The sequence below is a fragment of the Streptomyces sp. NBC_00569 genome (assembly GCF_036345255.1).
In the GTDB taxonomy this organism is placed as follows: domain Bacteria; phylum Actinomycetota; class Actinomycetes; order Streptomycetales; family Streptomycetaceae; genus Streptomyces.
Window position 1 is genome coordinate 2,704,490 of record NZ_CP107783.1, and the last position, 24,146, is coordinate 2,728,635.

Genomic DNA, 24,146 nt, shown 5'->3' on the forward strand with positions numbered 1-24,146 from the left:
CGTCTCAGGGCGCGGGATGCAGGCCGGTGCCGGGCAGGCCGGGGCGCACCAGGACCTTCACGTGGTCGTCCGGCTGCCGCAGCGTGTCCAGCGCCGCGGACACCCCGCCGAGGCCCACCTGGCCCGTGACGAGAGCGGCCGCGTCGATCGTGCCGTCCGCGATACGCTCCAGGGTCCTGGCGAACTCCTCCGGCGGATACGCCATGCACATGGTCACGGAGATGTCCTTGTAGAGGCCGACGACGGGCGTGAAGACGTCCTCCGTCATGCAGGCTCCGATCAGGAGTACCCGGGTCCGGCGCGGCGCCCTGTGCAGGATCTCGTTGAACATGCCGGCGCGGCCCGAGCACTCCAGGACCGTGAGCGGCGTGTCCGGGGGCGCGGCTGCGCGCCATGCGTCGTAGGGGTCCTGTGCCGCCGGGTCGACGCACACGTGCGCGCCGAAGCGCTCGGCGAGGGCGCGCCTTCTCGGGGAGGGCTCCGACACGACGACGGGCGCCACGCCCCGCTCCACGAGCGCGGCGACGGCTCCGAGGCCGATGGGCCCGGCCCCGATGACGACGGCCCCGGAGCCGGGCTCGGGCGCGGCCCGCGCGACGTTCCCGAAGCCGACGGCGAGCGGCTCGGTGAGCGCGGCGACATGCGGCGCCACGTGGTCGGGCACGGGGATCAGCGCGGCCTCCTGGAGCACGACGCGCTGCCCGAAGCCGCCCGGGAAGGCGGTGGCGTATCCGACGGTGCGCAGGGTGCCGCCCCCGTCGAGCACCCATGGCAGCCCGACGACGACCTTGCCCTGCCATTCGCCGGGGCTCAGCACCCGCGCGCACAGCTCGTGCCCCATGACCAGATCGGTGTCCGGGTCGAAGAGGAACGCCTCGGTGCCGGAGTCGCGGGAGGCGCGCAGGAAGGCGTCCGTGTGGCGGGCGGCGGACAGGTCGGAGCCGCAGATGCCGGTGGCGAGCGGCTCGGCGAGGACCTGGCCCGGTCCCGCCGCGGGCTCGGGCACGTCGTCCTCGACGAACCGGCCGCGGCGCAGGACGGCGGCCCTCATCGGGACTCTCCCCCGCCGCGCACGGCCGCCTCGACGGCGCTGCGCATCGCCCCGACGAACCGCTCGCTGTTCTCGTGGGCCCAGGCGGCAGACGCGGTGCGGCGGCGGTTCGCGCCGGTGCAGTGCGGGACCACGTGCTCGGCGAACAGTTCGTAGCTGCGCCGTTTGGTGGCGGGGGTGCCGGTCGGCAGGTCGAGCAGGAGGAGCGTGCCGAAGCCGCCGCAGGCCTCGGCGAGCGCCTCGATACGGGCCAGCGCGTCGTCCGGGGTGCCGATGGTGGCGACCCCGAAGACCGGGAAGCCGTCGGACGTCCACCGGTCGAGCGCGTCCTTCGCGGTGCGGCCCCAGGGCAGCTCCGTGCCGGACAGGCCCTCGATGTAGCGCACCAGGTGCAGGACCCCGTACGCCGCCTGCTCCCGGGCCGCCTCGCGGGTCTCGGCGAGGTGCATCGGCACGACGAGGCGCCAGGCGGCGCGGTCGGCGGTGTGGCCGTGGCGGGCGCAGGACTTCTCGTACGCCGTCCAGTTCCCGTTCAGCGCCGCGAGGCCGGCCGGGTCGGCGGCGGCCAGGGACAGCAGGCCGATGCCGTGCCGGCCCGCCTGGACGGAGCCCGAGGGCGAGACCGTGGAGGCGACGGCCATGTCGAGGCCCTCGGGCCGGTAGGGGCCGAGCTGGAGGCGCGCGTCGGCGAGCTCGTACCAGTCCGTCCGCTCGGTGACCGTCTCGCCGCGCACCAGGCGGACGATCGCGTCGAGCGCCTCGGCCATCATCGCGCGCTGGCGCAGCGGGTCGATGCCCATCATGAACGCGTCGGAGGCCAGCTGGCCGGGGCCCGCGCCGAACATCACCCGTCCCATCGTCTGGTGGTCGAGCTGGAGCAGCCGGTCGGCGAGGATCAGGGGGTGGTGGTACGGCAGGGAGTTCACGCCCGTGCCGAGCCTGATCCGCCGCGTGAGCTCGGCGGCCGCGGCGATGAACACCTCGGGCGACGCGACGGTCTCGTACCCGGCGGAGTGGTGTTCGCCGATCCACGCCTCGTCGTAGCCGAGGGTGTCGAGATGACGGACCAGGTCGAGGTCGCCGCGGATCTGGAGGGCGGGGCTGCCGTCGGTTCCGTGGTACGGGGCGATGAACGCGCCGAAGCGCGTGGGCAGTCGATGCGCTGGAGGGTGCACGCGTACGCCTTTCGTCGGCCAGGACATGAGACACAAGGTCGGGCATCGTGCTTCTTACGTCCTATAGCGGCGCGGCGTATAAATCAACAGACGCACACGGCAACAGCGGCGCAGGGAGCGGGAGTTGGAAGAGCCACGGACCCGGCGGCGGGGCGACGGTTCGCCCAGTGCGCGCACGCTCGCGCTCACCGTTCTCGGCGAGTACGTGCGGTATCCCGGCGACGGCAAGGTGTGGTCGGGGGCCGTCGTGGGCGCGCTCGGCGCCTGCGGCATCGGTGAGGCGGCGACGCGCCGGGCCCTGACGCGGCTCGCGCGGGAGGGCTGGGTGCGCACGGAGCCGGCCGGGCGCAGGACCCGCCTCGTCCTGGAGCCACGCCTGGTGACGCTGCTCACCGCGTGGACGCACCGCCTGGAGCGCGCGGTCGACGAGACGGCGTGGGGCGGCGAGTGGCAGCAGCTGCTGCTGCGTGTCCCGCCGGGAGCGTGGCGTGAACGGGCGCTGGTGGAGCAGCAGTTGGCGTTCGAGGGGTTCGGACCGCTCGGGCAGGGGGTGTGGGTGGCCGCCGACGCCGGTGGTGTGCCGGTGCTGCGCGAGCTGCTGCGCGAGCAGGGGCTCGACGCGTACGCGCTGTGGCTGACCTCCCGCACGCCGGACGACGCGCGGCTCATCGAGCGGGCCTGGGACCTGGCCACGGTCCGCGAGAGCCACGAGCGGTTCGTGGCGCGCTTCGCCGGCCTCCGCGCAGCGGAGAACGCGTCCGGCGACGCGGCCGCGTTCGTGGCCAGGACCCGGCTGGTGCACGCCTGGCGCGGGACGTTCGAGCGGGATCCGCGGCTGCCCGGCGCGCTGCTGCCGGACGACTGGCCGGGCCGCGCCGCGACCCGGCTGTTCGTCGACGCGTGGCGGGCGTTGCGGGAGCCCGCCGACCGCTACTGGCGCGGCCTCACCGGGGATCGAGCCACGGACGGCGTGTAGCCCTTGGCGGCCTCCGACTCCTGTGCCCGGCGCACGACCTTCAGCCGCCGGTCACCGACCGGTCGGGCCGAAGGATCACCGACCGGTTCGAGGAGATGGAGATGACCCAGGCACTCGACACGTACCGGCTCTGCCGGAATGAGGGGCCCCCTCATCCCGGCGCACGTCAGGCGTCAGGGGTCACCCGTCAGACGAAGAAATCGCGGGCGATCCGCTCCGCCACCGTCTCCAGGATCGGGCCCGCCTCGGCGATGCAGCGGGCCACGTCCGGCTCCACGTCCGTGAGGGCGTAGGCGCGCCGGATGCCCGCGCGGCCCAGGGCCTCCGGGGGGAGGGCGAGACGGCCGCAGACCGCCACGACCTCGATGCCCGCCGCGCGGGCCGCCGCGGCGACGCCCGCCGGGGCCTTGCCGTGCAGCGTCTGCTCGTCGAGGGAGCCCTCGCCGGTGATGACGAGCGTGGCGCGGGCGAGCGCGGGCGCGAAGCCGAGGACGTCGAGCATGACCTCGATCCCGGCCCGGAAGCTCGCCCCGAGGCCCACGAGGGCGCCGTAGCCGATGCCGCCGGCGGCTCCGGCGCCGGGCGAGTCGGCGTACTCGAGTGCCTTCGGGCCGAGCTCCTCGGCCAGGACCCGCGCGAAGTGGGCCAGCGCCGCGTCCAGGGCGGCGACGTCGTCCGCCGTCGCGCCCTTCTGCGGGCCGTACACCGCGGGCGCGCCCTTCGGGCCGGTCAGCGGGTTGTCGACGTCGCTGGCGAGGACGATCTCCACGTCGGCCAGGCGCGGGTCGAGCCCCGAGAGGTCGGCCGTGGCCAGGTCGGCGAGGGGCCCGCCGCCCGGGCCGACGGGCTTGCCGTCCGCGTCCAGGAAGCGCGCGCCGAGCGCGGCCAGCATTCCGGCGCCGCCGTCGGTCGTGGCGCTGCCGCCCACGCCGAACACGATGGAGCGGGCGCCCGCGTCGAGCGCCGCGGCGAGCAGTTCGCCGGATCCGTACGTGGTCGAGGTCAGCGGCGCGAAGACGCCTTCGGGCAGCAGCTGGAGCCCGGACGCCTCGGCCATCTCGACGACGGCCGTGCCGTCGCGCAGGGCGTACGCGGCCGTGACCTCGTCACCGAGCGGCCCGGTCACCCGTACCTCGCGGCGCTCGAAACCAGCCGCCACGGCCGCGGCCACCGTGCCGTCCCCGCCGTCCGCGACGGGCACGGACTCGACCGTCACCCCGGGCGCGATCCGCCGCAGGCCGGCCGTGACCCGCTCGGCGACCTGCACGGCCGTGAGCGAGCCCTTGAACTTGTCCGCGGCGATGAGCACGCGCTCCGCCGTCACTCCAGCGTCCGCCACCTTGCATTCCCCTTGCTTTCGCGCCTTGCTCGCGCAAGGCAGTCGCGCCGCTGCGACCTTAACCGGAGGTGGGGGCCTCTGCCCATGGCTGTCCGGTCCGCGAAACGGAGCACCCGGACGATAAGACCCGATATTCCCGCCCAAAGCGGGGCGTCCCGAGCGCGGGAATGATCGATCACCCGGGCGCGACGCGACGCTACGGCACCCGCACCGGGACGTCTCGCCCCGCCGCGCCCCCTCATCGGGTACACCAAGAACATGACCCCAGTGGGCAGCGACCTCCAGGACCGGGTGCTCGGCGGCTGGCTCGGCCGGATCGCCGGCAACATGCTCGGCAAGCCGGTGGAACAGGGCGAGTACTGGACCCGGGCGCGCATCGACGGCTATCTGCGGCGGGCCGCCGCCCTGCCGCTCACCGACTATCTGCCCGAACCCGCCGACGAGTCCGACGGCCTCGCGCTGCGCCCCGAGTGGCGCCGGTGCGTGCGCGGGCGGATCCACGGCAGCTGCCGGGACGACGACGTGGACTACGCGATCCTCGGCCTGCACCTCCTGGAGACGTACGGCTTCGCCTTCTCCACGGAACAGGTGGGTGATCTGTGGCTGCTGAGGCTGCCGTATCTGCAGACGTTCACCGCGGAGCGGATGGCGTACCGCAATCTCGCGAACGGGCTGAAGCCGCCGCTCACGGCGACGTACGACAACCCGTACCAGGAGTGGATCGGCGCGCTGATCCGGGCCGACGTCTTCGGCTGGACCTGCCCGGGCGACCCGCGCCGCGCGGCGTCCCTGGCCCGCCGCGACGCGGTCCTGTCCCATACGGGCAACGGCGTGTACGGGGCGATGTGGGCGGCGGCCCTCGTCGCGGCGGCGTTCACGGCGCCGGGCCCGCGCGCTGCGCTCGACACCGCGCTCACCGTGATCCCTGCGAGCAGCCGACTGGCCCGCACGGTGCGCCGCACGGCGACGCTCCACGAGTCGCGGCTGAGCTGGGAGGAGACGCTGGCCACGCTGGAGGAGGAGACCGCCGGCCTCGGGTGGATCCACACCGTCCCGAACGCGGCCGTCATCACGGCCGGGCTCCTGTACGGCGACGGCGACTTCACCCGCACCGTCGCGCTCACGGTGCGCGGCGGCCTGGACACCGACTCGAACGGCGCGACGGCCGGTTCCGTGGCCGGTGTGCTGTGCGGGGCGGCGGCGATCCCGGCGCGGTGGAAGGACCCGCTGGAGGACCGGGTGCGCAGCGCGGTGTTCGGGTTCGACGGCGCACGGATCAGCGAACTCGCTGCGCGTACGGTCGAGTTGGCAGAGGCGTAGTCGGCCGGAAGCGGGCCGCGGCACACGGTCGTTAGGCTTCCCCCATGACTGCCTCCGCCGAGTTCGCCGCGTACATCGCGGGTCTCCCCCGTGTCCTGTGCGGCGCCGCCGCGCTCTTCCGCGACTCCGAGGGGCGTGTGCTGCTCGTCGAGCCGAACTACCGCGACGGGTGGGCGCTGCCCGGCGGCACCGTCGAGTCCGACACCGGGGAGACCCCGCGCCAGGGGGCCCTGCGCGAGACGGCCGAGGAGATCGGCCTCGACGTGGAGCTCGGCCGGCTGCTCGCGGTCGACTGGGTGTCGGGCACGGCCGCGCGACCGCCGCTCGTGGCGTATCTCTACGACGGCGGGGTCCTGGACGAGGACCGCTTCAAGGCGATCAGGCTCCAGGAGGAGGAACTGCTCTCCTGGCGTCTCGTGGACCGGGCCGACCTGCCGGAGCATCTGCCGGGCTCGCTCGGACGGCGCGTTCTGGCGGCGCTCGAGGTGCTCACGACGGGCGGGGGCACGGCCGAGCTGGAGGACGGCAACCGCGTGGCCTGACCGGCCTCGCGCGGCGGGCGCCGATATCGCCTCGCGGTCCCCCGGCGGGGCGCCTACCCTCGGCGCCATGAGCACGCAGCCTCTCGTCGCGATCCTCAGTGGTGCAGGCATCTCCACGGACTCCGGGATCCCGGACTACCGCGGGCCCAACGGTCTGTGGCGGCGGGATCCCGAGGCGGAGAAGCTCGTCACGTACGAGTACTACATGGCCGACCCGGAGATCCGGCGGCGGTCGTGGCAGATGCGGCGCAAGAACCGCACCCTGATGGCCGAGCCGAACGCCGCGCATCGCGCCGTGGCCGAGCTGGAGAAGTCCGGCGTCCCGGTGCGGGTCATCACGCAGAACGTCGACGGACTGCACCAGCTCGCCGGGATGCCCGCCCGCAAGGTGCTCGAACTGCACGGCTCCGCACGGAGTTTCGTGTGTACGGGCTGTCATGCGCGCGGGCCCATGGAGGACGCCCTCGCCCGGGTCGAGGCCGGGGAGGACGACCCGCCGTGTCTGGAGTGCGGCAGGATCCTCAAGTCGGCCACCGTGATGTTCGGCGAGCGGCTCGATCCGGTGGTGCTCGGTGAGGCCGTCTCGATCACCAAGGCCTGCCACGTCTTCATCGCCGTCGGCAGCACACTTCAGGTCCAGCCCGCGGCGGGGCTCGCCGGCGTGGCGGCGGATCACGGGGCACGGCTCGTCATCGTCAACGCCGAGGCGACGCCGTACGACGAACTGGCCGACGAGGTCATCCGCGAGCCCATCGGCACCGCGCTGCCGAAGCTGCTGCGCCAACTCGGCGTGGAGCGCGCGTAGGGGTCCCCCTAGGGGCGGATCCCGTCGCAGGAGATGTGCAGATGCCGTGGCCCGCGCAGCACGGCGTTCTGCCGGTACGGGGGCGGGTCCTCCAGCAGACGTGGGTTCTCCAGCCTCCGGGCCAGCTCCGACAGGGCCAACTGGGCCTCCAGCCGGGCCAGTGGTGCGCCGAAGCAGCTGTGGATGCCGCTGCCCAGGCCGAGATGCTGGTTGTCCCGGCGGTCCGGGTCGAAGCGGTCCGGGTCCTCGAAACGCTGGGGGTCACGGTTGCCGGACGCCAGAACCAGCCAGAGCGAGGCGCCCTTCGGGATGGTGACGCCGCGGACCTCGATGTCGGCGAGGGTGGTGCGCTGTGGCACCAGTTGCACCGGCGGCTCGAAGCGCAGCAGCTCCTCGACGACGGGCACGGCCAGCTGCGGATCCTCGCGCAGCCGCTGCAGGACGTCGGGATGGCGCAGCAGGGTCAGCATTCCGTTGGTGATGAGGTTGACGGTGGTCTCGTGCCCAGCGATCAGCAGCAGGGCGGCGGTGCTGAGCAGTTCCATCGTGGTCATCGAGCCGTCCTCGCCCGTGGCCGTGGCCAGCTGGGAGAGCATGTCGTCGCCGGGATTCCTGCGGCGCTCCTCGATCAGGCCGGCCAGGTACATGCCCAACTGCATCCGGGCGTCGTGCGCGCCCTTGCCCCGCTCCGTGGGGTCCGCGTCCGGGTCGGGGTCCAGGCTCGCGGCGAGCGTGTCCGCCCAGGTGTGGAAGCGCGACTCGTCCTCGCGCGGCACCCCGAGGAGCCGGCAGATCACGGTCACCGGGAAGGGGTAGGAGAACTGCTCCACCAGGTCCATCCGGCCCGGGTCGCCGATGCCGTCGATGAGGCCGGAGACGATGTCGCGGAGCTCTCCGCGCATCCCGTCGACACGGTGGGGGGAGTGCGGCGGGCCGAAGGGCCGGTTGGTCATGCGTCGCAGCCGGTCGTGTTCCGGCGGGTCGAGCCGCAGGAACCCGGGCGGCAGGGTGCTCTCCTCCTCCTGGGCCGGCTCGGCCAGCGGGTCGCCGGCGGTCGAGGCCAGATTGCGGACGTCGGAGCTGATCCGAGGATCGTGCAGGAGACTGCGGATCTCGTAGTAGGTGCTGACGACGTACGGCCCGCCGTCGTCGTGGTGCACCGGCCTCTTCCGCAGCTCTTCGTAGAGCGGGTACGGGTTGGCGCGGTTGGCGTAGTCCAGGATCTGGTGCAGCAAGGATTGCGTCATGGCGAGTCCTCGTGGCCGTACGGGTCAGTGGGCGGGGGTGAACGTCATCCGGCGGTCGGCCGGCGAGTATCCGCCGAGGGTCACGGTGGGACCGTGCGTGGGGACCGACGGGTCGGGGAAGTCGGCGTCGACCGGCCGTTGTCCGTCCGAGCGCCGGTCGACCGTGGGGAACGGCGGCGGGAACGCCGCGGTGGTCTCGATCAGCTCCTGGTAGAACGGCAGCCACCGGGCCTGGTCGAAGGCGACCGCGCCGATGACGCGTCCCTGGTACCCGTAGACGCCGATGAACCGGTGATCCCTGAGCGCTCCCTGCGAGATGAGGACCTCCGTCCCCAGCGACGGCACCCCGACCGACTTGATGTTGACTCCGAACTGCGAGGACCAGAAGGCCGGCACCTCCATGTGGGGGATGCGGTCGGTGCTCTCGCTGATCATGTTGTGCGCCGCGATCCGGGCCTGGGAGGCGGCGTTTCCCCAGTGCTCCAGAGACAGGAACTGGTAGCCGAACAGGGGGTGCGGGCTGCGTGCGACGTCGCCCGCCGCGTAGATGTCGTCGGTGACGATTCCGCGGATGTCGAAGGCGCGGCAGCCGGCGTCGCAGGCGATACCGCGGGGGCCCGCTCCCAGTCCGGATCCGGCGAGCCATTCGGTGTTGCGGATGGCTCCGAGCGAGACGATCACGATGTCGGTCTCCACGGTGGAGCCGTCGGACAGATGCGCGGCGCGCACCCGTCCCGAGGCATCGCCCTCCAGAGCGGTCACCATGACCCCGCACCGCAGGTCCACACCGTGCTCGCGCTGCATCTCGGCGGCGACCGCGCCGACCACCCCGCCGAGAGCGCCGACCAGAGGGGCCGCGCCGCGCTCGGCGACGGTGACGGCAAGGCCGCGTTCGCGGCAGGCGGAGGCGATCTCCGAACCGGTGAACCCGGCCCCGATGACGAGGACCCGCTTGGGGCCCTCCTCCAGCCGCCGCGCCAGCGCGGCGCTGTCGTCGCGGGTCCGCAGGACGAAGACGCCGTCGAGTTCCGCCTCGGCCTCGCGCGGCCACGCTCGCGCCCGCACGCCGGTGGCGATCAGCAGCCGGTCGTACGGCACCTCGTCGCCGTCGGCCAGCCGCACCCGGCCCGCGGCCATGTCCAGGCCGGTGGCCGGGACACCCAGCCTCCAGGTCGCGTCGACCGATCGGAGCCTGGGCAGCGCGGTGCGGTCGGCGGCCGCCCTGCCCAGCAGCACCTGCTTGGAGAGCGGAGGCCGGTCGTACGGCTCGTGGGGCTCGTCGCCGATCATGGTCAGGGAGCCCTCGAAGCCCTCGGCCCGCAGGGTCTCGGCAGCGCGCAGCCCGGCCAGCGAGGCGCCCACGACGACGATGCGGCCCTCGCGCTTGAGCCGTTCCAGGGATCCGTCACCGAGCATCGGACACCGCCTCGGCCGGTACGTCGACCGCGTCGACGAGGATGGCCTGGACCGGGCAGGCCGCGGCGGCCTGGGCCAGCTTCGCGCGCTGCGCCTCGTCGGCCTCCGGGGCGTACAGCAGAGCCTCCTCGCCGTGCAGGGTGAAGATCTCGGGGGCGAGGAACGCGCACTGCGCATACCCCTGGCAGCGGTTCAGGTCGACGGCAATCCTTACCACGGGATCGATCCTCTCCAAGGGCCCGGTCAGTCCTCTGTCACCAGCCTCGGCGGCCGGACAGGATGCGGCGACGAGAAGAAGGCCGTTCGAGTGAGCGGAGCGGTCTGCTCAGGTCGACGGAGCCGGCCGTGGCCGGACGGGACGCCGGTTCCTGAGGATGTTGAGGCTCAGGAGCAGCGCCCAGGCCGGGAAGACCAGCTCGGACCAGGGCACGTTCGCTCCCATCACGAGCAGGGCGAGGCCCGCCAGGTAGCCGAGGACGACGAGCGGGCGCGGGAGGGTGCCGCGTCGGCGGCCGATGGTCGAGGCCGTGATGATGAACACCGCCGCCATCCGCATGGCGTACGTGGTCAGCAGGGCGTAGGCGAAGTGCCGGCCGAAAGGAGGGTGCTGCTGACTCTCGTCGACCACGGTTCCGGCCGCCGCGGCGGCGCCGAACAGAGTGGCGACGAAGACAAGGCCGCTGCCCAGGAACACGGTGGAGAAGAACTGGTCCTCGCCTTCGCCGGCCTGCTCGCGCAGGGCGCCCATGAACCACAGGAAGGCGATCCCGGCGAACGGGAGCAACTCCAGCGCCGTCCGTACGGCGCTGCGCTGTGCGGCATCGGTGATTGCGCCGTCCTCGGCGCCGGCGGGCAGAGCGATGCGGACCAGGACGATCGCCGCGCCCATCAGGATCGCGAACACCACCCCAGCTACTCCGGCCGCCCAGGGTGTCGCAAGGCGCTCGTGCTGTCGCTCCATGGTCCCTCGCTCTCTGCCTGGTCCTCCTTCGTACAGACACCAGCGATCCGGGGCTCGCGCCACCGGGGTCACCCGGGAGGAAGACGGGGATGCGCCATACAGGCCATGACCACCGGGGCGCGACGGCGGACGCCGTCGCGCGGGTCGAGGCGGGCGAGGTCGATCCCGTTGCCTGGTGTGCCGGGGGATCCTGAAGTCGGCGGCCGTGACGTTCGGGGAGCGGCTCGACGCGGTGGTGCCGGGAGAGTGTGTCGGCCGCGAAGACGTGCCAGGTGTTCTTCGCCGCTGCCGGCAGGCTCCAGGCGCAGCCCACCGCGCACTCACGGGCGTTGCCTTCGGGGCCTCGCGGGCCTCACGGCGGGCAACCGGGCGCGGCTTGTCACCGGGGAAGCCGAGCCGGCGCCGTGCGACGACCGGGCCCGGCGAGGTCGTGCGCCGACCGAGCAGGACGGCGCTCCCCCGGCTGCCCGGCGAGCTGCTCCCGTGAGGGCTAGAACAGCGCCGCGCCCTGTTCGAAGTCGAGGAGGCGCTGCTTGCGCTCCAGGCCGCCGCCGTAGCCGGTCAGACCGCCGCTCGCGCCGATGACGCGGTGGCAGGGGACGATGACGCCGACGGGGTTCTTGCCGTTGGCGAGGCCCACCGCGCGGGACGCGTTCGCGTTGCCGAGTGCCTCGGCGAGTTCCCCGTAGGTGCGGGTCTCCCCGTACGGGATGTGCTGGAGCTGCTCCCAGACGCTGCGCTGGAACGGGGTGCCTTCGAGGCGCAGCGGCAGGTCGAACTCTTTCAACTCGCCCTGGAAATAGGCTTCCAGCTGATCGACGACCGCTCCGAAGGGCCTGCCGTCGCGCTCCCCGAAGGTCTCCTCGGCGGGGCGATGGCGCTGGTCGGTCATGTAGAGGCCGCTGAGCGTGCCGTCGGTGGCGACGAGCGTGAGCGGCCCGTAGGGGCTGTCGATGACGTGGTGCTGCTTGACGGTCATGGTGCCGAGTCCCTTACGCGGGGAGGAAGTTGATCGGGTGGTCGTCGGTGGCCCACAGGTACTGGACGGCGTACGCGCGCCAGGGGCGCCAGGAGGCGGCGCGCGCGGTGAGCGCGGCCGGGGTGTGGGGCAGCCCCAACTCCTGTGCGGCGCGCCGCATTCCGAGGTCGGTCGGCAGGAAGGCGTCCGGGTCGCCGAGGGCGCGCATCGCGATGACCTCGACCGTCCACGGCCCGAAGCCGGGCAGCGCCATGAGGCGGTCGCGGGCCTCGTCCCAGTCGCTCTCGGGGCCGAGGACGAGGGTGCCCTCCGCGAGTTCGCGCACCAGCGTGGTCAAGGTGGTGCGGCGGCTTCGCGGCAGGGCGAGCGCCTCGGGGTCGAGTGCCGCCAGGGCCGCCGGTGAGGGGAAGAGGTGGGTGAGGCCGCCCTCGGGGTCGTCGACGGGCTCACCGTGCGCGGTGACGAGGCGGGCGGCGTGGGTGCGGGCGGCGGCCGTGGACACCTGCTGGCCGAGCACGGCGCGGACCGCGAACTCGGGCTCGTCGACGGTGCGCGGCACCCGGCGGCCCGGCGCCTTGTCGACGAGCGGCGCGAGCAGCGGGTCGGCGCGCAACTGCTCGTCGACGGCGACGGGGTCGGCGTCGAGGTCGAGCATGCGGCGGCAGCGGCTGATCGCGACGGTCAGGTCGCGCTGGTCGGTGAGGACGAGGCGGCAGCCGATGTGGTCGGGGGCGGGTGTGAGGGTCACGATGCCGTGCCCGTAGGGGAGGCGCAGCGTGCGCCGGTACGCGCCGTCGTGCCACTCCTCGACGCCCGGTACGGCGGTCGCGGCGAGGTGGCCGAAGAGGTTGTCGGGGTTGAGCGGGGCACGGAACGGCAGCCGCAGCGTGATCGCGCCGGGCGCCGAGGCACCGTTCCTGGGCGCGCGGGTGCGCAGCTCGCTCGGGGAGAGCGCGAAGACCTCGCGGACCGTGTCGTTGAAGGCGCGGATGGAGGAGAAGCCGGCGGCGAACGCGATGTCGGCCATCGGCAGCTCGGTCGTCTCGACGAGGATGCGCGCGGTCTGCGCGCGCTGGGCGCGGGCCAGGGCGAGGGGTCCCGCGCCCAGCTCGGCGAGGAGCTGGCGCTCGATCTGGCGGGTGCTGTAGCCGAGGCGTCCGGCGAGGCCGGGGACGCCCTCGCGGTCGACGACGCCGTCGCCGATGAGGCGCATGGCGCGGGCCACCAGGTCGGCGCGCTGGTTCCACTCGGGGGAGCCGGGGCTCGTGTCGGGGCGGCAGCGCTTGCAGGCCCGGAATCCGGCCTGCTGACAGGCCGCGGCGCTGGGCAGGAAGGTCATGTTCTCGGGCTTCGGAGGCACTACCGGGCAGCTGGGCCTGCAGTAGATCCGGGTCGTCAGGACGGCGGTGAAGAACCAGCCGTCGAAGCGGGCGTCCTTGGACTGGACGGCCCGGACGCATCGGTCGGTGTCGGTGTGCATGAAGCAAGCATCGCCGAAGGCCGAGGCCCCCGGCTGGCGAGAATCCGACATCAACGTGTGCGCCGGTCCGGCCCGCGACGGAGAGCCGTCAGTCGGCCAGGGCCTCGGTGAAGGCCGCGTACGCCCTGTCGTCGAAGAGGACGAACCGCACTTCTTCGACCGGCGGCCCGGCGGCCTCGCGCACGGTGCGGACCGCGATGCGCGCCCCGTCGTCCAGCGGCCAGCCGTAGATCCCGGTCGAGATCGCGGGGAAGGCCACGGTCCGGGCGCCGAGGTCGGCCGCCACGCGCAGCGACTCGCGGTAGCAGGAGGCGAGCAGCTCGGACCGGTCCAGGGAAGCGGACCACACCGGGCCGACGGTGTGGATCACATGCCCGGCGTCGAGGTTCCCGGCCGTCGTGGCGACCGCCTGCCCGGTGGCCAGGCCCTTGCCGTAGTGCGAGGCGCGGAGTCTGCGGCACTCGGCGAGGATCTCGGGGCCGCCGCGCCGGTGGATCGCGCCGTCGACCCCGCCGCCACCGAGCAGCGAGGAATTGGCCGCGTTCACGATCGCGTCGGCAGTTTCGGCGGTGATGTCGCCCTTCACCAGGGTGATTCGGGTCATGACGCGCGGATCCTCCTCCACACGGCCTTGGCCGCGTTGTGCCCGGACATGCCGTGGACGCCCGGCCCCGGCGGGCTCGCGGACGAGCAGATGAAGACGGCGGGGTGCGGCGTCGTGTACGGCGACAGGGACAGCTTCGGCCGCAGCAGCAGCTGGAGTCCGCTCACCGCGCCGCAGGCGATGTCACCGCCCACATAGTTCGCGTTCCGCGCGGCCAGCTCGGGTGGTCCCGCGGTGGCCCGCGCCAGGATCAGGTCGCGGAACCCGGGCGCGAAGCGCTCCAGCTGTCGCTCGGCGGCGTCGGTGAGGTCGCCGTCCCAGCCGCTCGGGACATGGCCGTACGCCCAGAAGACGTGTTTGCCCGACGGGGCTCTGGAAGGGTCCATGACACTGGGCTGGACGGTGATGAGGAAGGGCTTGTCCGGAGCGCGGCCCTCGCGGGACGCGGCGCGCAGGGCCGCCGCGATGTCACGGCTGCCGGGCCCGACCTGGACGGTTCCCGCGCTCCTGGCCTCCTTCGCCGTCCATGGCACGGGGCCGTCTAGCGCGTAGTCGAGCTTGAAGACGCTCGCGCCGTACCGGAAGCGCGCATAGTAGCTGCCGAGCCCGGCGATGCGGGCGAGCGCCGTGGGCGAGGTGTCGAAGATGTAGGCGCGGGCGGGCGGCAGGTCGTCGAGACGCTTGACCTCGTAGTCCGTGTGGACGGCTCCGCCGAGGTCCTTGAGGTACGCGGTGAGCGCGTCGGAGATCGACTGTGAGCCGCCGCGGGCGACGGGCCAGCCGCGGGCGTGGCCGGCGAGCGCGAAGACGAGGCCGACGGCTCCCGTGCCCAGGCCGCCGAGCGGGGCGATGGCGTGGGCGACGAGGCCGGAGAACAGGGCGCGCGCCCGGTCGTCGCGGAAGCGGCGCATCAGCCATGTGGACGGCGGAAGCCCCGCGAGCCCGAAGCGGGCCAGGGTGAGCGGGTCGCGCGGCAGCGTGGTCAGCGGCAGCGCCATGAAGTCCCGTACGAGGGCGTCCCACTTGGGCAGGAGAGGCGCGACGAGACGGCGGTAGGCACCCGCGTCGTGCGGCCCGAACGAGGCGGCCGTCTCGGCCACGGAGCGTGACAGGACGGCCGCGCTGCCGTCGGGGAAGGGGTGCGCCATGGGGAGCTCGGCGTGCAGCCACTCCAGGCCGTACCGGTCCAGCGGCATGTCCCTGAACGCGGGCGAGTTGATCCCCAGGGGGTGAGCGGCCGAGCACGGGTCGTGGCGGAATCCGGGGAGGGTGAGCTCCTCGGTGCGCACGCCTCCGCCGACGGTGTCCCTGGCCTCGAAGACGGCCACGGAGAGGCCTCGGCGGGCCAGCTCCACGGCAGCGGTCAGTCCGTTCGGTCCCGCACCCACGACGACGGCATCGAGCATCGACGGCACCTTCGGACTCCTTTGTCAGCCGAGGCCACTGGCCGACAGGATATGCCGGAGGGCTGACAGAGCCGGGGCGCGGGGCGTTCCCGGACGGGCTGCGCGGAGGTGCGCCGAGGGTCGGCGCAGGTCATGGGCGCGGGCGCCCGCCAGGGCCCGGCCGCCGGGTCACTCGCCGCCGAGCAGGCCCACCACGCGCCGGGCGGTGGCCTTGTCCCGGGCCGCCGTGAACGGCAGTGCGTTCCCCCCGGTGATCCGGAAGGGCTCGCCCGCCTTCGTCAGGTGCGTGCCGCCCGCCTCCTCGACGAGCAGCAGCCCCGCCGCGTGGTCCCAGGCGGCTTCCCACGAGAAGGCCGTGGCGTCCAACTCGCCGCGGGCGACGGCCAGATACTCGAGGCCGGCCGAGCCGCACGGGCGCGGGAGCACCCCGTCGGCCCACAGGCCCAGGAGGTCGCGCTTCTGCGCGTCCGTCGTGTAGTCGGGGTGCGACGTCGCCACGTCGATGGACTCGTCCGCGCCGGGCGAACCGGCGTGCAGCGCCTCGCCGTTGAGCCAGGCCCCCTTGCCGCGGACCGCCACGGCGAACTCGCCGAGCGCGGGCGCGAACGTCCAGGAGGCGAGGACCGTGCCGTGCTGGGCGAGCGCGACGAGCATGCAGAATCCGGGGTCTCCGTGGACGAACTGGCGGGTGCCGTCGACCGGGTCGACGATCCACACCGGGGCGTCCTCGCCTATCGCGTCGTAGACCGCGTAATCGGCGTGCACCGCCTCCTCGCCGACCACGACGGAGCCGGGCAGCAGGGCGCTCAGCTCACGGGTCAGATACTCCTCGGCCAGTCGGTCGGCGGTGGTCACGAGGTCGTGCGGGCCGCTCTTCTGGGCGACGTCGCCCTCGGCGAGCTGCCGGAATCGGGGCATCACCTCCGCGGCGGCAGCGGCTCGCACGGCGCGCTCCACCTCGGTGACCCCGTGTACGAGAAAGTCGTCGATGCTTTCCGTCGTTTCCTGTGCTTCGATCATGCGTCCATGAGAGCACGCCCCGCTGACAATTCGTACCCGCCCGGTGTACGAGGGGTGGAATCCCGTTGAACACCACGGAACCCCACCCCTGGCACGTCGATCCGGACACCGCCTGATGCGTCAGCGTCCGACGGCGTACCCCTGCATCCCGCGCGGATTGGCCGCGGCCGACAGGACGCCGGTCTCCGGGTCGCGGGCGACCGCGCACAGGCGGCCCTCCGACCAGGGCTCGCCGACCGTCACCTCGTGGCCGCGGCGGCGCAGCTCCTCGACGACGTCCTCACCGACGCGGGACTCGACGGTGACGCTGCCGGGCCGCATGCCGCGCGGGAAGAAGGAGCCGGGGAAGGAGTCGTTGTGCCAGTTCGGGGCGTCGACCGCGCCCTGGAGGTCGAGCCCTCCGCGCACGGCCGCGCGCAGGGCGACGGCGAGGAAGAAGTGGAGCTGCCACTGGTCCTGCTGGTCGCCTCCGGGCGTGCCGAACGCGAGGACCGGCACCCCGTCCTTCAGGGCGAGAGAGGGCGTCAGCGTCGTGCGGGGACGGCGTCCCGGCGTGAGCGAGTTCGGCAGGTCCTCCTCCAGCCAGGCCATCTGGAGACGGGTGCCGAGCGGGAAGCCGAGCTCGGGCACGACGGGGTTCGACTGGAGCCAGCCGCCGGAGGGCGTCGCGGCGACCATGTTGCCCCAGCGGTCGACGATGTCGAGGTGGCAGGTGTCGCCGCGGGTCGCGCCGTCCGCGGCGACCTCCTGGTCACCACTCTTGGCGACGGTGGGCTCACCGGCTCCGGCGCCCGCTATCCCCATGGCGTCGAACCCGTCGTCCCCCGCGGCCACGGCGTGCGCGTGCGCGGAGATGCGGGGCTCGGTGCCGCGCGGGCTGCCCGGCCGCAGCTCGTGGGACGCCTTGTCGCCGATGAGGGCGCGGCGCGCGGCGTTGTACTCGTCGGACAGGAGCTCGGCGACGGGCACGTCCTCGGGGCCGGCGTCCCCGTACCAGGCCTCACGGTCGGCCATGGCGAGCTTGCAGCCCTCGATGAGCAGGTGGACGTACTCGGCGGAGCCGTACGCGGGCAGCTCGTCGGGGAGGAGGGCGAGCTGCTGGAGGAAGGCGGGGCCCTGGCTCCAGGCGCCGGCCTTGCACAGGGTCCAGCCGTTCCAGTCGTACGTGGCGGGCGCCTCGTAGCTCGCGGACCAGCCGGCCAGGTCGGCGGCGGTGAGCGTGCCGGTGTGGTGGGTACCGCTGGTGTCCATGGTGGGCCGGCCGGCCTGCCGGACGAGGGCCTCGGCGATGAAGCCCTCGCGCCAGATCGCGCGGGCGGCCTCGATCTCGGCGACACGCTTGTCGCCGGCGTCGCCCGCGATCTCCTCGGCCTCCTCGATGACGCGCCGCCACGTCGCGGCGAGCTGCGGGTTGCGGAAGAGCTCCCCGGGCTTCGGGGAGGCGCCGTCCTTGAGGTAGACCTCGGCCGAGGAGGGCCACTCGTCCTCGAAGAGGGCGCGCACGGTCTCGACGGTCTCGCCGACGCGCTCCACGGGCGCGTGCCCGTCCTCGGCGTACCCGATCGCGTAGCTGAGCACCTCTGCCAGGGACTTGGTGCCGTGGTCCTTCAGGAGGAGCATCCAGGCGTCGAAGGCGCCGGGCACGGCGGCGGCCAGGGGGCCGGTGCCGGGGACGAGATCGAGGCCGAGGGAGCGGTAGTGGGCGACGGTGGCCCCGGCGGGCGCGACGCCCTGCCCGCACAGGACGCTGACGTCCTGGCCGGCGGGGGCGAGGATGATCGGGACCTCACCGGCGGGGCCGTTCAGGTGGGGTTCGACGACGTGCAGGACGAAGCCCGCGGCGACGGCTGCGTCGTAGGCGTTGCCACCGCTCTCCAGGACGGCCATGGCCGACTGGGAGGCGAGCCAGTGGGTGGACGAGACCATGCCGAAGGTGCCTTGCAGGGTCGGCCGGGTGGTGAACAAGGGTGGTGCTCCTCGGGCGTCAGGCGGATGCGGGGCGGCTGTGAGGGATCGTACGAAGTGAGGTGTCGGCGTCCGCGGGACGGGGTGCCGCGGCGTCGGGGGCGGTGCCGTCGTCGGCGACGAGGTGGCAGGACACCTCGCGGCCGCTGTCCAGGGTGCGCAGGGCCGGGACCTCGGTGCGGCAGCGGTCGACGGCGAGCGGGCAGCGCGTGTGGAAGCGGCAGCCGGGCGGGGGTGCCAGCGGGCTGGGGAGTTCGCCGCTGAGGACGATCCGTTCGCGGGTGCGCTGGGTGACCGGGTCGGGCACGGGCGCCGCGGACAGGAGGGCCTGTGTGTAGGGGTGCTTGGGGTCGGCGAACAGCTCGGCGGTGGGGGCCTGTTCGACGATCTGGCCGAGGTACATGACCGCGATCCGGTCGGCGAGGTACTCGACGGCGGCGAGGTCGTGGGTGATGAACAGGCAGCCGAAGCCGTGGTCGCGCTGGAGGTCGGCGAGCAGGTTGAGGACGGACGCCTGGACGGACACGTCGAGGGCGGACGTCGGCTCGTCGGCGACGAGGAGCGCCGGGTCGACCGACAGGGCGCGAGCGATGGAGATGCGCTGGCGCTGGCCGCCGGACAGCTCGTGCGGGTGCCGGTCGGCGTGTTCGGGGCGCAGGCCCACCTGGGCGAGGAGTTCCGCCACGCGCGCGCGTGCCGCCTCGCCCTTCGCGATGCCGTGCAGCCGCAGCGGTTCGGCGACGATCTGCCCGACGGTCATGCGCGGGTCGAGGGACGACGACGGGTCCTGGAAGACGAGGTGGAAGTCCTTGCGCAGGGGGCGCAGGGCGCGCCGGGACATGGCTGTCACGTCGGTGCCGTTGATGCGTACGGTGCCGCCGGTGGGCTCGTCCAGGCGTACGGCGCAGCGTCCGACGGTGGACTTGCCGCTGCCCGACTCCCCCACGAGACCGACGACTTCGCCGCGGCCGACGGTCAGGGTGACGCCGTCGGCGGCGCGTACGGTGCCGCCCGGGGCGGCGAAGTGCCGCTCCAGAGCATCGAGTTGCAGGACCGGGGTGCTCACTGTGCGGCCTCCTGGAGGGTGTTCGGGTGCCAGCAGGCGGTCAGGTGCGGGGCGCCGTCTCCGGCGTCCTCGGTGACGGACTCGAAGCCGGGCCTGGCCGTCGTGCACCGCTCGTCGGCGCGGGCGCAGCGCGGGGCGAAGGTGCAGGCGTCGGGCTGGGAGTCGAGGCTCGGCACGAGGCCGGGGATCTCGGGCAGGCGCCGCTTGCCGCCCCCGTCCGCGGCGGCCGAGGCGCCGGGCTGCAGGACCGCCGAGAGGAGTCCGCGGGTGTACGGGTGGCGGGGCGCCGCGAACAGTTCGTCCACGGGGGCCTGTTCGACGGGCCGGCCCGCGTACATGACGAGGACGCGGTCGGCGATGTCGGCGACGACGCCGAGGTCGTGCGTGATGAGGACGATCGCCGTGCCGAGGCGTTCGCGCAGCGACTGGAGGACCTCCAGGATGCCTGCCTGCACGGTGACGTCGAGGGCGGTGGTCGGCTCGTCGGCGATGAGGACGGCCGGGTCGCAGGCGACCGCGATGGCGATCATCACGCGTTGGCGCATACCGCCGGAGAGCTGGTGCGGGTACTCGTCGACGCGCTGGGCCGGGGCGGGGATGCCCACGAGGTCGAGGAGTTCGACGGCACGCGCGCGTGCGTCCTTCTTGTTCAGGCCCTGGTGGCGGCGGAGCACCTCGCCGATCTGCCGGCCGATGGTGAGGACCGGGTTCAGGGAGGTCATCGGCTCCTGGAAGATCATCGCGATGTCCTTGCCGCGGATCTTCCCGTACGCCTTGTCGTCGCCGCCCGCGAGTTCGCGTGTCCCGAGCCTGATCGACCCGGTGATGTGCGCGGTGGGCGGGAGCAGGCCCATGACGGCCATGGAGGTGACGGACTTGCCGCAGCCCGACTCGCCCACCACGGCGAGGACTTCACCGGCCGCGAGGTCGTACGAGACGTGGTCGACGGCGTGGACGGTGCGGGCGTCGGTGCGGAACGAGACCGACAGGTCACGGACGCTGAGCACGGCTTCGGGGTTCGGGCTCATCGGGTCGCTCCACGGGGGTCGAGTACGTCGCGCAGGCCGTCGCCGAGCAGGTTGAACGCCAGGGTCGCGGCGACGACGGCGAGGCCGGGGAAGACCGCCATCCAGGGCGCGGGGGCGAGGAAGGCCTGGGCGGAGGACAGCATCACACCGAGGGACGGCTCGGGCGGCTGGACGCCGAGACCGAGGAAGCTGAGCAGTGCCTCGCCGATGATCGCGGCGGGGATGCCGACGGTGGCCTGGACGACGAGCGCCGAGGTCGCGTTGGGCAGGATGTGGCGGAACAGGACGGTGCCGTCCCCTCCTCCGTTGGCGACGGCGGCGGCGACATAGTCGACGTGCTTGAGCCGCAGGGTCTCCGCGCGGGTGATGCGGATGACGGCCGGGATCTGTGAGATGCCGATCGCGATGGTCGCGTTGGTGAGGGACGGGCCGAGGACCGCGGCGAGACCGACGGCCAGGACCAGGAAGGGGAACGCGAGCATCGTGTCGGTGACGCGCGAGACGACGCTGTCGGCGAGCTTGCCGTAGTAGCCGGCGAGCAGTCCGAGGGGGACGCCGACGACGAACGCGAGGATCACCGCGAGGACGCCGACCTGCATGGACGCGCGGGCGCCGAACACGACGCGGGAGAGCTGGTCGCGTCCGAGGTCGTCGGTGCCGAGCCAGTGCGACCAGTCCGGCGCGGCGAGCACGTTGCCGAAGTCGGGCTGCGCCGGGTCGTACGGGGCGACGAGCGGGGCGAGGAGCGCGGCCAGGACGAAGATTCCGGCGATGACACCGCCGGTCATCGCGAGCCGGTTCTTGCGCAGGGCGCGCAGCTTGGCGCTGCCCGCGGCACGCGAACGGACAGCTGTCAGGGAAAGGGCCGTGGTCACTTGGCGCCTCCGAGCCGGATGCGCGGGTCGATGACCGAGTACGCGACGTCGACCAGCAGGTTGATGAGGATGTAGGCGGCGGAGGTGCACAGCACCACGCCCTGGAGGGTCGCGTAGTCGCGGGTGAAGACGGCGTCGATGGTGAGTTTGCCGAAGCCGGGCAGGACGAAGATCTGCTCGGTGACGACGGCGCCCGAGATGAGGTGGCCGAGCTGGAGTCCGAGCACGGTCACCACGGTGACCAGGGAGTTCCTCAGCGCGTGACCGCCGATGACCTCGCGGCGCGTCAGGCCCTTGGCGCGGGCGGTGCGCACGTAGTCGGCGGAGAGGGAGTCGAGCATCGCGGCCCTGGTCTGCCGCATGACGACGGCGGCGAGCCCGGAGCCGAGGACGATCGCGGGCAGCACCATGCGGCGCAGATTGTCGAGCGGGTCGGTGCCGAAGGGCACGTATCCGGAGGCGGCGAAGACCGGGACGGCGATGGCGAACGCGAGGACCAGGACCATGCCGAGCCAGAAGGTGGGGACCGAGAGGCCGAGCAGGGCGAGGCCGTTGGCGATCCACTCGGCGGGCCTGCCGCGGCGGACGGCGGCGACGATGCCCGCGCCGATCCCCAGCACGACCGCCAGCAGGAGGGAGAGCGCCGCGAGTTCGAGGGTGACGGGCAGGGCCTGGCCGATGGCGTCGGAGACCGGCAGGCCGGTGCGCGACGAGGTGCCGAGGTCGCCGGTGAGGGCGTGCCCGATGAACCGGCCGTACTGGATGACGATGTTGTCGTCGAGGCCGTACTCGGCGCGGATCGCGGCGAGCGCGGCGGGGCTGCGCTCCTCGCCGGCGAGCGCGAGGGCCGGGTCGCCGGGCAGCGCGCGGATGCCGGCGAAGACGACGATCGAGACGAGGAAGAGGGTGATGACGGACTGGCGTACGCGGGTCAGCACGTACGCGGCCATCGGATGCCCCGAGAGGAGGGCGAGCCGCGCCTTGGGCAGGGTCGCTTGAGCGGTCGTCACTTGGCGTACCCCGCAGCCTTCACGCGGACCAGGCCGTCGCCGTAGACGCGGATGCCCGCGACGTCCTTCCCCGCGACGACGTAGTTCTTCTGGCGGTAGACGTAGATGAGCGCGTGGGCGTCGTTCGCGCGGCGGGTCAGCTCGCCGTATATCTTGGCGCGTTCGGCGGGGTCGGCCTCGGTGCGGCCGCGCTCGATGAGGGCGTCGGTCTCGTCGTCCGAGAAGCCGTAGGCGTTCATGGCACCCTTCGTCTGCAGGAAGCTGGCGATGTTGCCGTCGGGGTCGAGGCGCCCGGACCAGCCGCTGGTGAAGGCGTCGTAGTGACCGGAGTCGGTCTCCTCGAGCATCGTGGCGTACTCGGTGGGGCGCAGGGAGACGGCGAAGCCGGCCTCCTTGGCCATGGCCTGGACGACCTGGCCGAGACGGCTGTTCTCCGGCGTGGTGGACGTCTTGAGCTCGATCTTGAGCGGGGTCTTCACGCCCGCCGCCTTGAGCAGCCGCTTCGCCTTGGCGACATCGCGCTTGGGGCAGGCGGAGGCCGCTACGCCGGGCGCGATGGCGGATTCGGGCGAGACGGGCCCGCAGGCGGGTTCGTACATGCCCTGGAAGACGACCTTGTTGATCAGGTCGCGGTCGATGGACAGCTCGAAGGCCTCCCGCACACGCACGTCGCGGGCGAGGGCGGTGTCGAGCTTGCCGGGCTTCTCTCCGAGGCCCTTGACGTTGCCGACGTTGAGCCCGATGCCCTGGTAGCCGAGCGAGGGCGAGTTGAACAGCTGGAGCTTGGGCTCGGTGAGCGCGCTCTTCACGTCCACGGGGGCCATCTGGTCGCCGACCTGGATGTCGCCGGAGCGGAGGTTGGCGAGGCGGACGCTGCCGTCGGGGATCGGCTTGTAGATCACCTTGTCGAGGTGGACGTCGCGTGCGTCGTAGTAGTTCGGGTCCTTGGCGAGCACGATGCGGTCACCGCCGACGCGCTCGACGAACTTGAACGGTCCCACGCAGGAGGGGTGGTTGGTGAAGTTCTTGCCGTACTTCTTGAGCGCGGCCGGGGACATCACCATGCCGGAGCGGTCGGCGAGCACGGCGGTGAGCGGGACGTAGGCCTGCTTGAGGGTGAGCTTCACGGTGTTCGCGCCGGTGGCCTCGACCGCCTTCAGCGGGGCGAGTTCGGTGGCGCGGGCCGACCCCGGCAGGTCGCGGTGGCGCAGCAGCGAGGTGACGACGGCGGCCGCGTCGAGGGAGGTGCCGTCGCTGAACTTCAGGCCCTTGCGGACGGAGAAGGTGACGGTGCGGCCGTCGGGCGAGGTCTTCGGCAGCGCGGTGGCGAGCTGCGGGACGACCTTGCCCGCCTCGTCGACGTCGTAGAGCTTCTCGCACATTCCGGCGAAGACCGTGCGGCCGACGAGGGTCTGGGCGAGCGAGGGGTCGAGTTTGTCCGGGTCCGCGTTGAGGGCGACGGTGAGCGTGCCGCCGTCGCGTACGGGCCGGTCGTCGGTCATGCGCTCCCCGCCGACCTCGGTGGCCGAGGACTGGAGGGAGCCGCAGCCCGCCGTTGTGGACAACACCAGGGCAACTGCCGTGCAGGCAACCGCTGTTCGGCGCACGAGGAGATACCTCCGCCAGGGGACGAGTGTGCGGGACATCCTGTGGGTGATCCGTGTGTGATCAAGGAATACCGCAGAACGTATTTCGCATACAGTCCACAGGCAAGGGGGTTGTCCGCATGGCGGAACACATTTGATGAAGATTGAATAACCGGCCCCGACAAAGAAGGTCACAAGGCCCCAAGCGGCCGGAACGGGCACGTCCGACCGGAACGGGCACAGGATGTCGGGTCCGTGACCATGGGTCCTCCCTAGCGTGAGCGATGTCAACAGG

At 72.9% G+C, this 24,146-nt stretch carries 22 protein-coding genes; 4 read left to right on the top strand and 18 right to left on the bottom strand.

Translation table 11 applies throughout. The annotated features are described in order from the left end of the window. Positions 1 to 4: 4 nt before the first annotated feature. Positions 5 to 1,051: a zinc-binding dehydrogenase gene (locus tag OHO83_RS12240; RefSeq protein ID WP_330279436.1), complete on the bottom strand. Its 1,047-nt coding sequence runs from the start codon at positions 1,049 to 1,051 to the stop codon at positions 5 to 7. Continuing rightward, positions 1,048 to 2,253, bottom strand: a complete 1,206-nt coding sequence (locus tag OHO83_RS12245; protein ID WP_266675318.1) for an LLM class flavin-dependent oxidoreductase — start codon at positions 2,251 to 2,253, stop codon at positions 1,048 to 1,050. The genes OHO83_RS12240 and OHO83_RS12245 overlap by 4 nt, the downstream gene beginning before the upstream one ends. Positions 2,254 to 2,350: 97 nt before the next feature. On the opposite strand from OHO83_RS12245, the gene OHO83_RS12250 reads away from it, so the two are divergent. Beyond that, positions 2,351 to 3,202, top strand: coding sequence for a PaaX family transcriptional regulator (locus OHO83_RS12250; protein ID WP_330279437.1), 852 nt, complete (start codon positions 2,351 to 2,353; stop codon positions 3,200 to 3,202). Positions 3,203 to 3,389: 187 nt separating this feature from the next. Here the strand turns inward: OHO83_RS12250 and OHO83_RS12255 are convergent, their stop codons facing one another. Then, a complete protein-coding gene (locus OHO83_RS12255) occupies positions 3,390 to 4,541 on the bottom strand; it encodes a glycerate kinase (protein ID WP_330279438.1) in 1,152 nt (383 codons plus the stop codon). 258 nt (positions 4,542 to 4,799) lie between these two features. Here OHO83_RS12255 and OHO83_RS12260 point away from each other — a divergent pair, with 258 nt between their 5' ends. The 3 genes from OHO83_RS12260 (at position 4,800) to OHO83_RS12270 (ending at position 7,208) form a co-directional block, all read left to right on the top strand. Continuing rightward, on the top strand, positions 4,800 to 5,861 hold the full coding sequence (locus tag OHO83_RS12260; protein ID WP_266675315.1) for an ADP-ribosylglycohydrolase family protein: 1,062 nt from the start codon (positions 4,800 to 4,802) through the stop codon (positions 5,859 to 5,861). 44 nt (positions 5,862 to 5,905) lie between these two features. Beyond that, a complete protein-coding gene (locus tag OHO83_RS12265; RefSeq protein WP_266675314.1) occupies positions 5,906 to 6,403 on the top strand; it encodes an NUDIX domain-containing protein in 498 nt (165 codons plus the stop codon). 67 nt (positions 6,404 to 6,470) lie between these two features. Then, positions 6,471 to 7,208: an SIR2 family NAD-dependent protein deacylase gene (locus tag OHO83_RS12270; RefSeq protein WP_330279439.1), complete on the top strand. Its 738-nt coding sequence runs from the start codon at positions 6,471 to 6,473 to the stop codon at positions 7,206 to 7,208. Between the two features lie 8 nt (positions 7,209 to 7,216). Here OHO83_RS12270 and OHO83_RS12275 read toward each other — a convergent pair whose 3' ends face one another. The 15 genes from OHO83_RS12275 to OHO83_RS12345 form a co-directional block, all read right to left on the bottom strand. Then, positions 7,217 to 8,455: a cytochrome P450 gene (locus OHO83_RS12275; protein ID WP_266675312.1), complete on the bottom strand. Its 1,239-nt coding sequence runs from the start codon at positions 8,453 to 8,455 to the stop codon at positions 7,217 to 7,219. 24 nt (positions 8,456 to 8,479) lie between these two features. Next, positions 8,480 to 9,871, bottom strand: coding sequence for an NAD(P)/FAD-dependent oxidoreductase (locus OHO83_RS12280; RefSeq protein ID WP_266675311.1), 1,392 nt, complete (start codon positions 9,869 to 9,871; stop codon positions 8,480 to 8,482). Continuing rightward, positions 9,861 to 10,088 (bottom strand): ferredoxin, encoded by a 228-nt coding sequence (locus OHO83_RS12285; RefSeq protein WP_266675310.1) that lies wholly within the window; start codon positions 10,086 to 10,088, stop codon positions 9,861 to 9,863. Before OHO83_RS12285 ends, OHO83_RS12280 begins: the two co-directional genes overlap by 11 nt. A 108-nt stretch (positions 10,089 to 10,196) precedes the next feature. Continuing rightward, positions 10,197 to 10,832, bottom strand: a complete 636-nt coding sequence (locus tag OHO83_RS12290) for a hypothetical protein (protein ID WP_330279440.1) — start codon at positions 10,830 to 10,832, stop codon at positions 10,197 to 10,199. A 490-nt stretch (positions 10,833 to 11,322) separates the two neighbouring features. Continuing rightward, complete coding sequence (locus OHO83_RS12295; protein ID WP_330279441.1) at positions 11,323 to 11,811, bottom strand: methylated-DNA--[protein]-cysteine S-methyltransferase; 489 nt, start codon at positions 11,809 to 11,811, stop codon at positions 11,323 to 11,325. Positions 11,812 to 11,824: 13 nt separating this feature from the next. Next, positions 11,825 to 13,291 (bottom strand): AlkA N-terminal domain-containing protein, encoded by a 1,467-nt coding sequence (locus OHO83_RS12300; RefSeq protein ID WP_330279442.1) that lies wholly within the window; start codon positions 13,289 to 13,291, stop codon positions 11,825 to 11,827. An 88-nt stretch (positions 13,292 to 13,379) separates the two neighbouring features. Then, a complete protein-coding gene (locus OHO83_RS12305) occupies positions 13,380 to 13,895 on the bottom strand; it encodes an O-acetyl-ADP-ribose deacetylase (protein ID WP_266675306.1) in 516 nt (171 codons plus the stop codon). Continuing rightward, the gene (locus tag OHO83_RS12310) at positions 13,892 to 15,301 is read right to left on the bottom strand and encodes a phytoene desaturase family protein (RefSeq protein WP_330280764.1); all 1,410 of its coding nucleotides are present in this window, start codon (positions 15,299 to 15,301) and stop codon (positions 13,892 to 13,894) included. Before OHO83_RS12310 ends, OHO83_RS12305 begins: the two co-directional genes overlap by 4 nt. Before the next feature lie 168 nt (positions 15,302 to 15,469). Continuing rightward, entirely contained in the window at positions 15,470 to 16,321 is an 852-nt protein-coding gene (locus OHO83_RS12315) for an inositol monophosphatase family protein (RefSeq protein ID WP_330279443.1), read from the bottom strand. Between the two features lie 120 nt (positions 16,322 to 16,441). Next, positions 16,442 to 18,286 carry a gamma-glutamyltransferase family protein gene (locus tag OHO83_RS12320; RefSeq protein WP_330279444.1) on the bottom strand — a complete coding sequence of 615 codons (1,845 nt, stop codon included), beginning with the start codon at positions 18,284 to 18,286 and terminating at the stop codon, positions 16,442 to 16,444. A 19-nt stretch (positions 18,287 to 18,305) separates the two neighbouring features. Then, positions 18,306 to 19,352 (bottom strand): ABC transporter ATP-binding protein, encoded by a 1,047-nt coding sequence (locus OHO83_RS12325; RefSeq protein ID WP_266675303.1) that lies wholly within the window; start codon positions 19,350 to 19,352, stop codon positions 18,306 to 18,308. Further along, complete coding sequence (locus OHO83_RS12330) at positions 19,349 to 20,380, bottom strand: ABC transporter ATP-binding protein (RefSeq protein WP_329433478.1); 1,032 nt, start codon at positions 20,378 to 20,380, stop codon at positions 19,349 to 19,351. Before OHO83_RS12330 ends, OHO83_RS12325 begins: the two co-directional genes overlap by 4 nt. Further along, entirely contained in the window at positions 20,377 to 21,237 is an 861-nt protein-coding gene (locus OHO83_RS12335) for an ABC transporter permease (RefSeq protein WP_389569907.1), read from the bottom strand. The genes OHO83_RS12330 and OHO83_RS12335 overlap by 4 nt, the downstream gene beginning before the upstream one ends. Positions 21,238 to 21,251: 14 nt before the next feature. Continuing rightward, the gene (locus OHO83_RS12340) at positions 21,252 to 22,205 is read right to left on the bottom strand and encodes an ABC transporter permease (RefSeq protein ID WP_323136394.1); all 954 of its coding nucleotides are present in this window, start codon (positions 22,203 to 22,205) and stop codon (positions 21,252 to 21,254) included. Positions 22,206 to 22,261: 56 nt separating this feature from the next. Continuing rightward, the gene (locus OHO83_RS12345) at positions 22,262 to 23,833 is read right to left on the bottom strand and encodes an ABC transporter substrate-binding protein (RefSeq protein WP_323186951.1); all 1,572 of its coding nucleotides are present in this window, start codon (positions 23,831 to 23,833) and stop codon (positions 22,262 to 22,264) included. Positions 23,834 to 24,146: the final 313 nt, after the last annotated feature.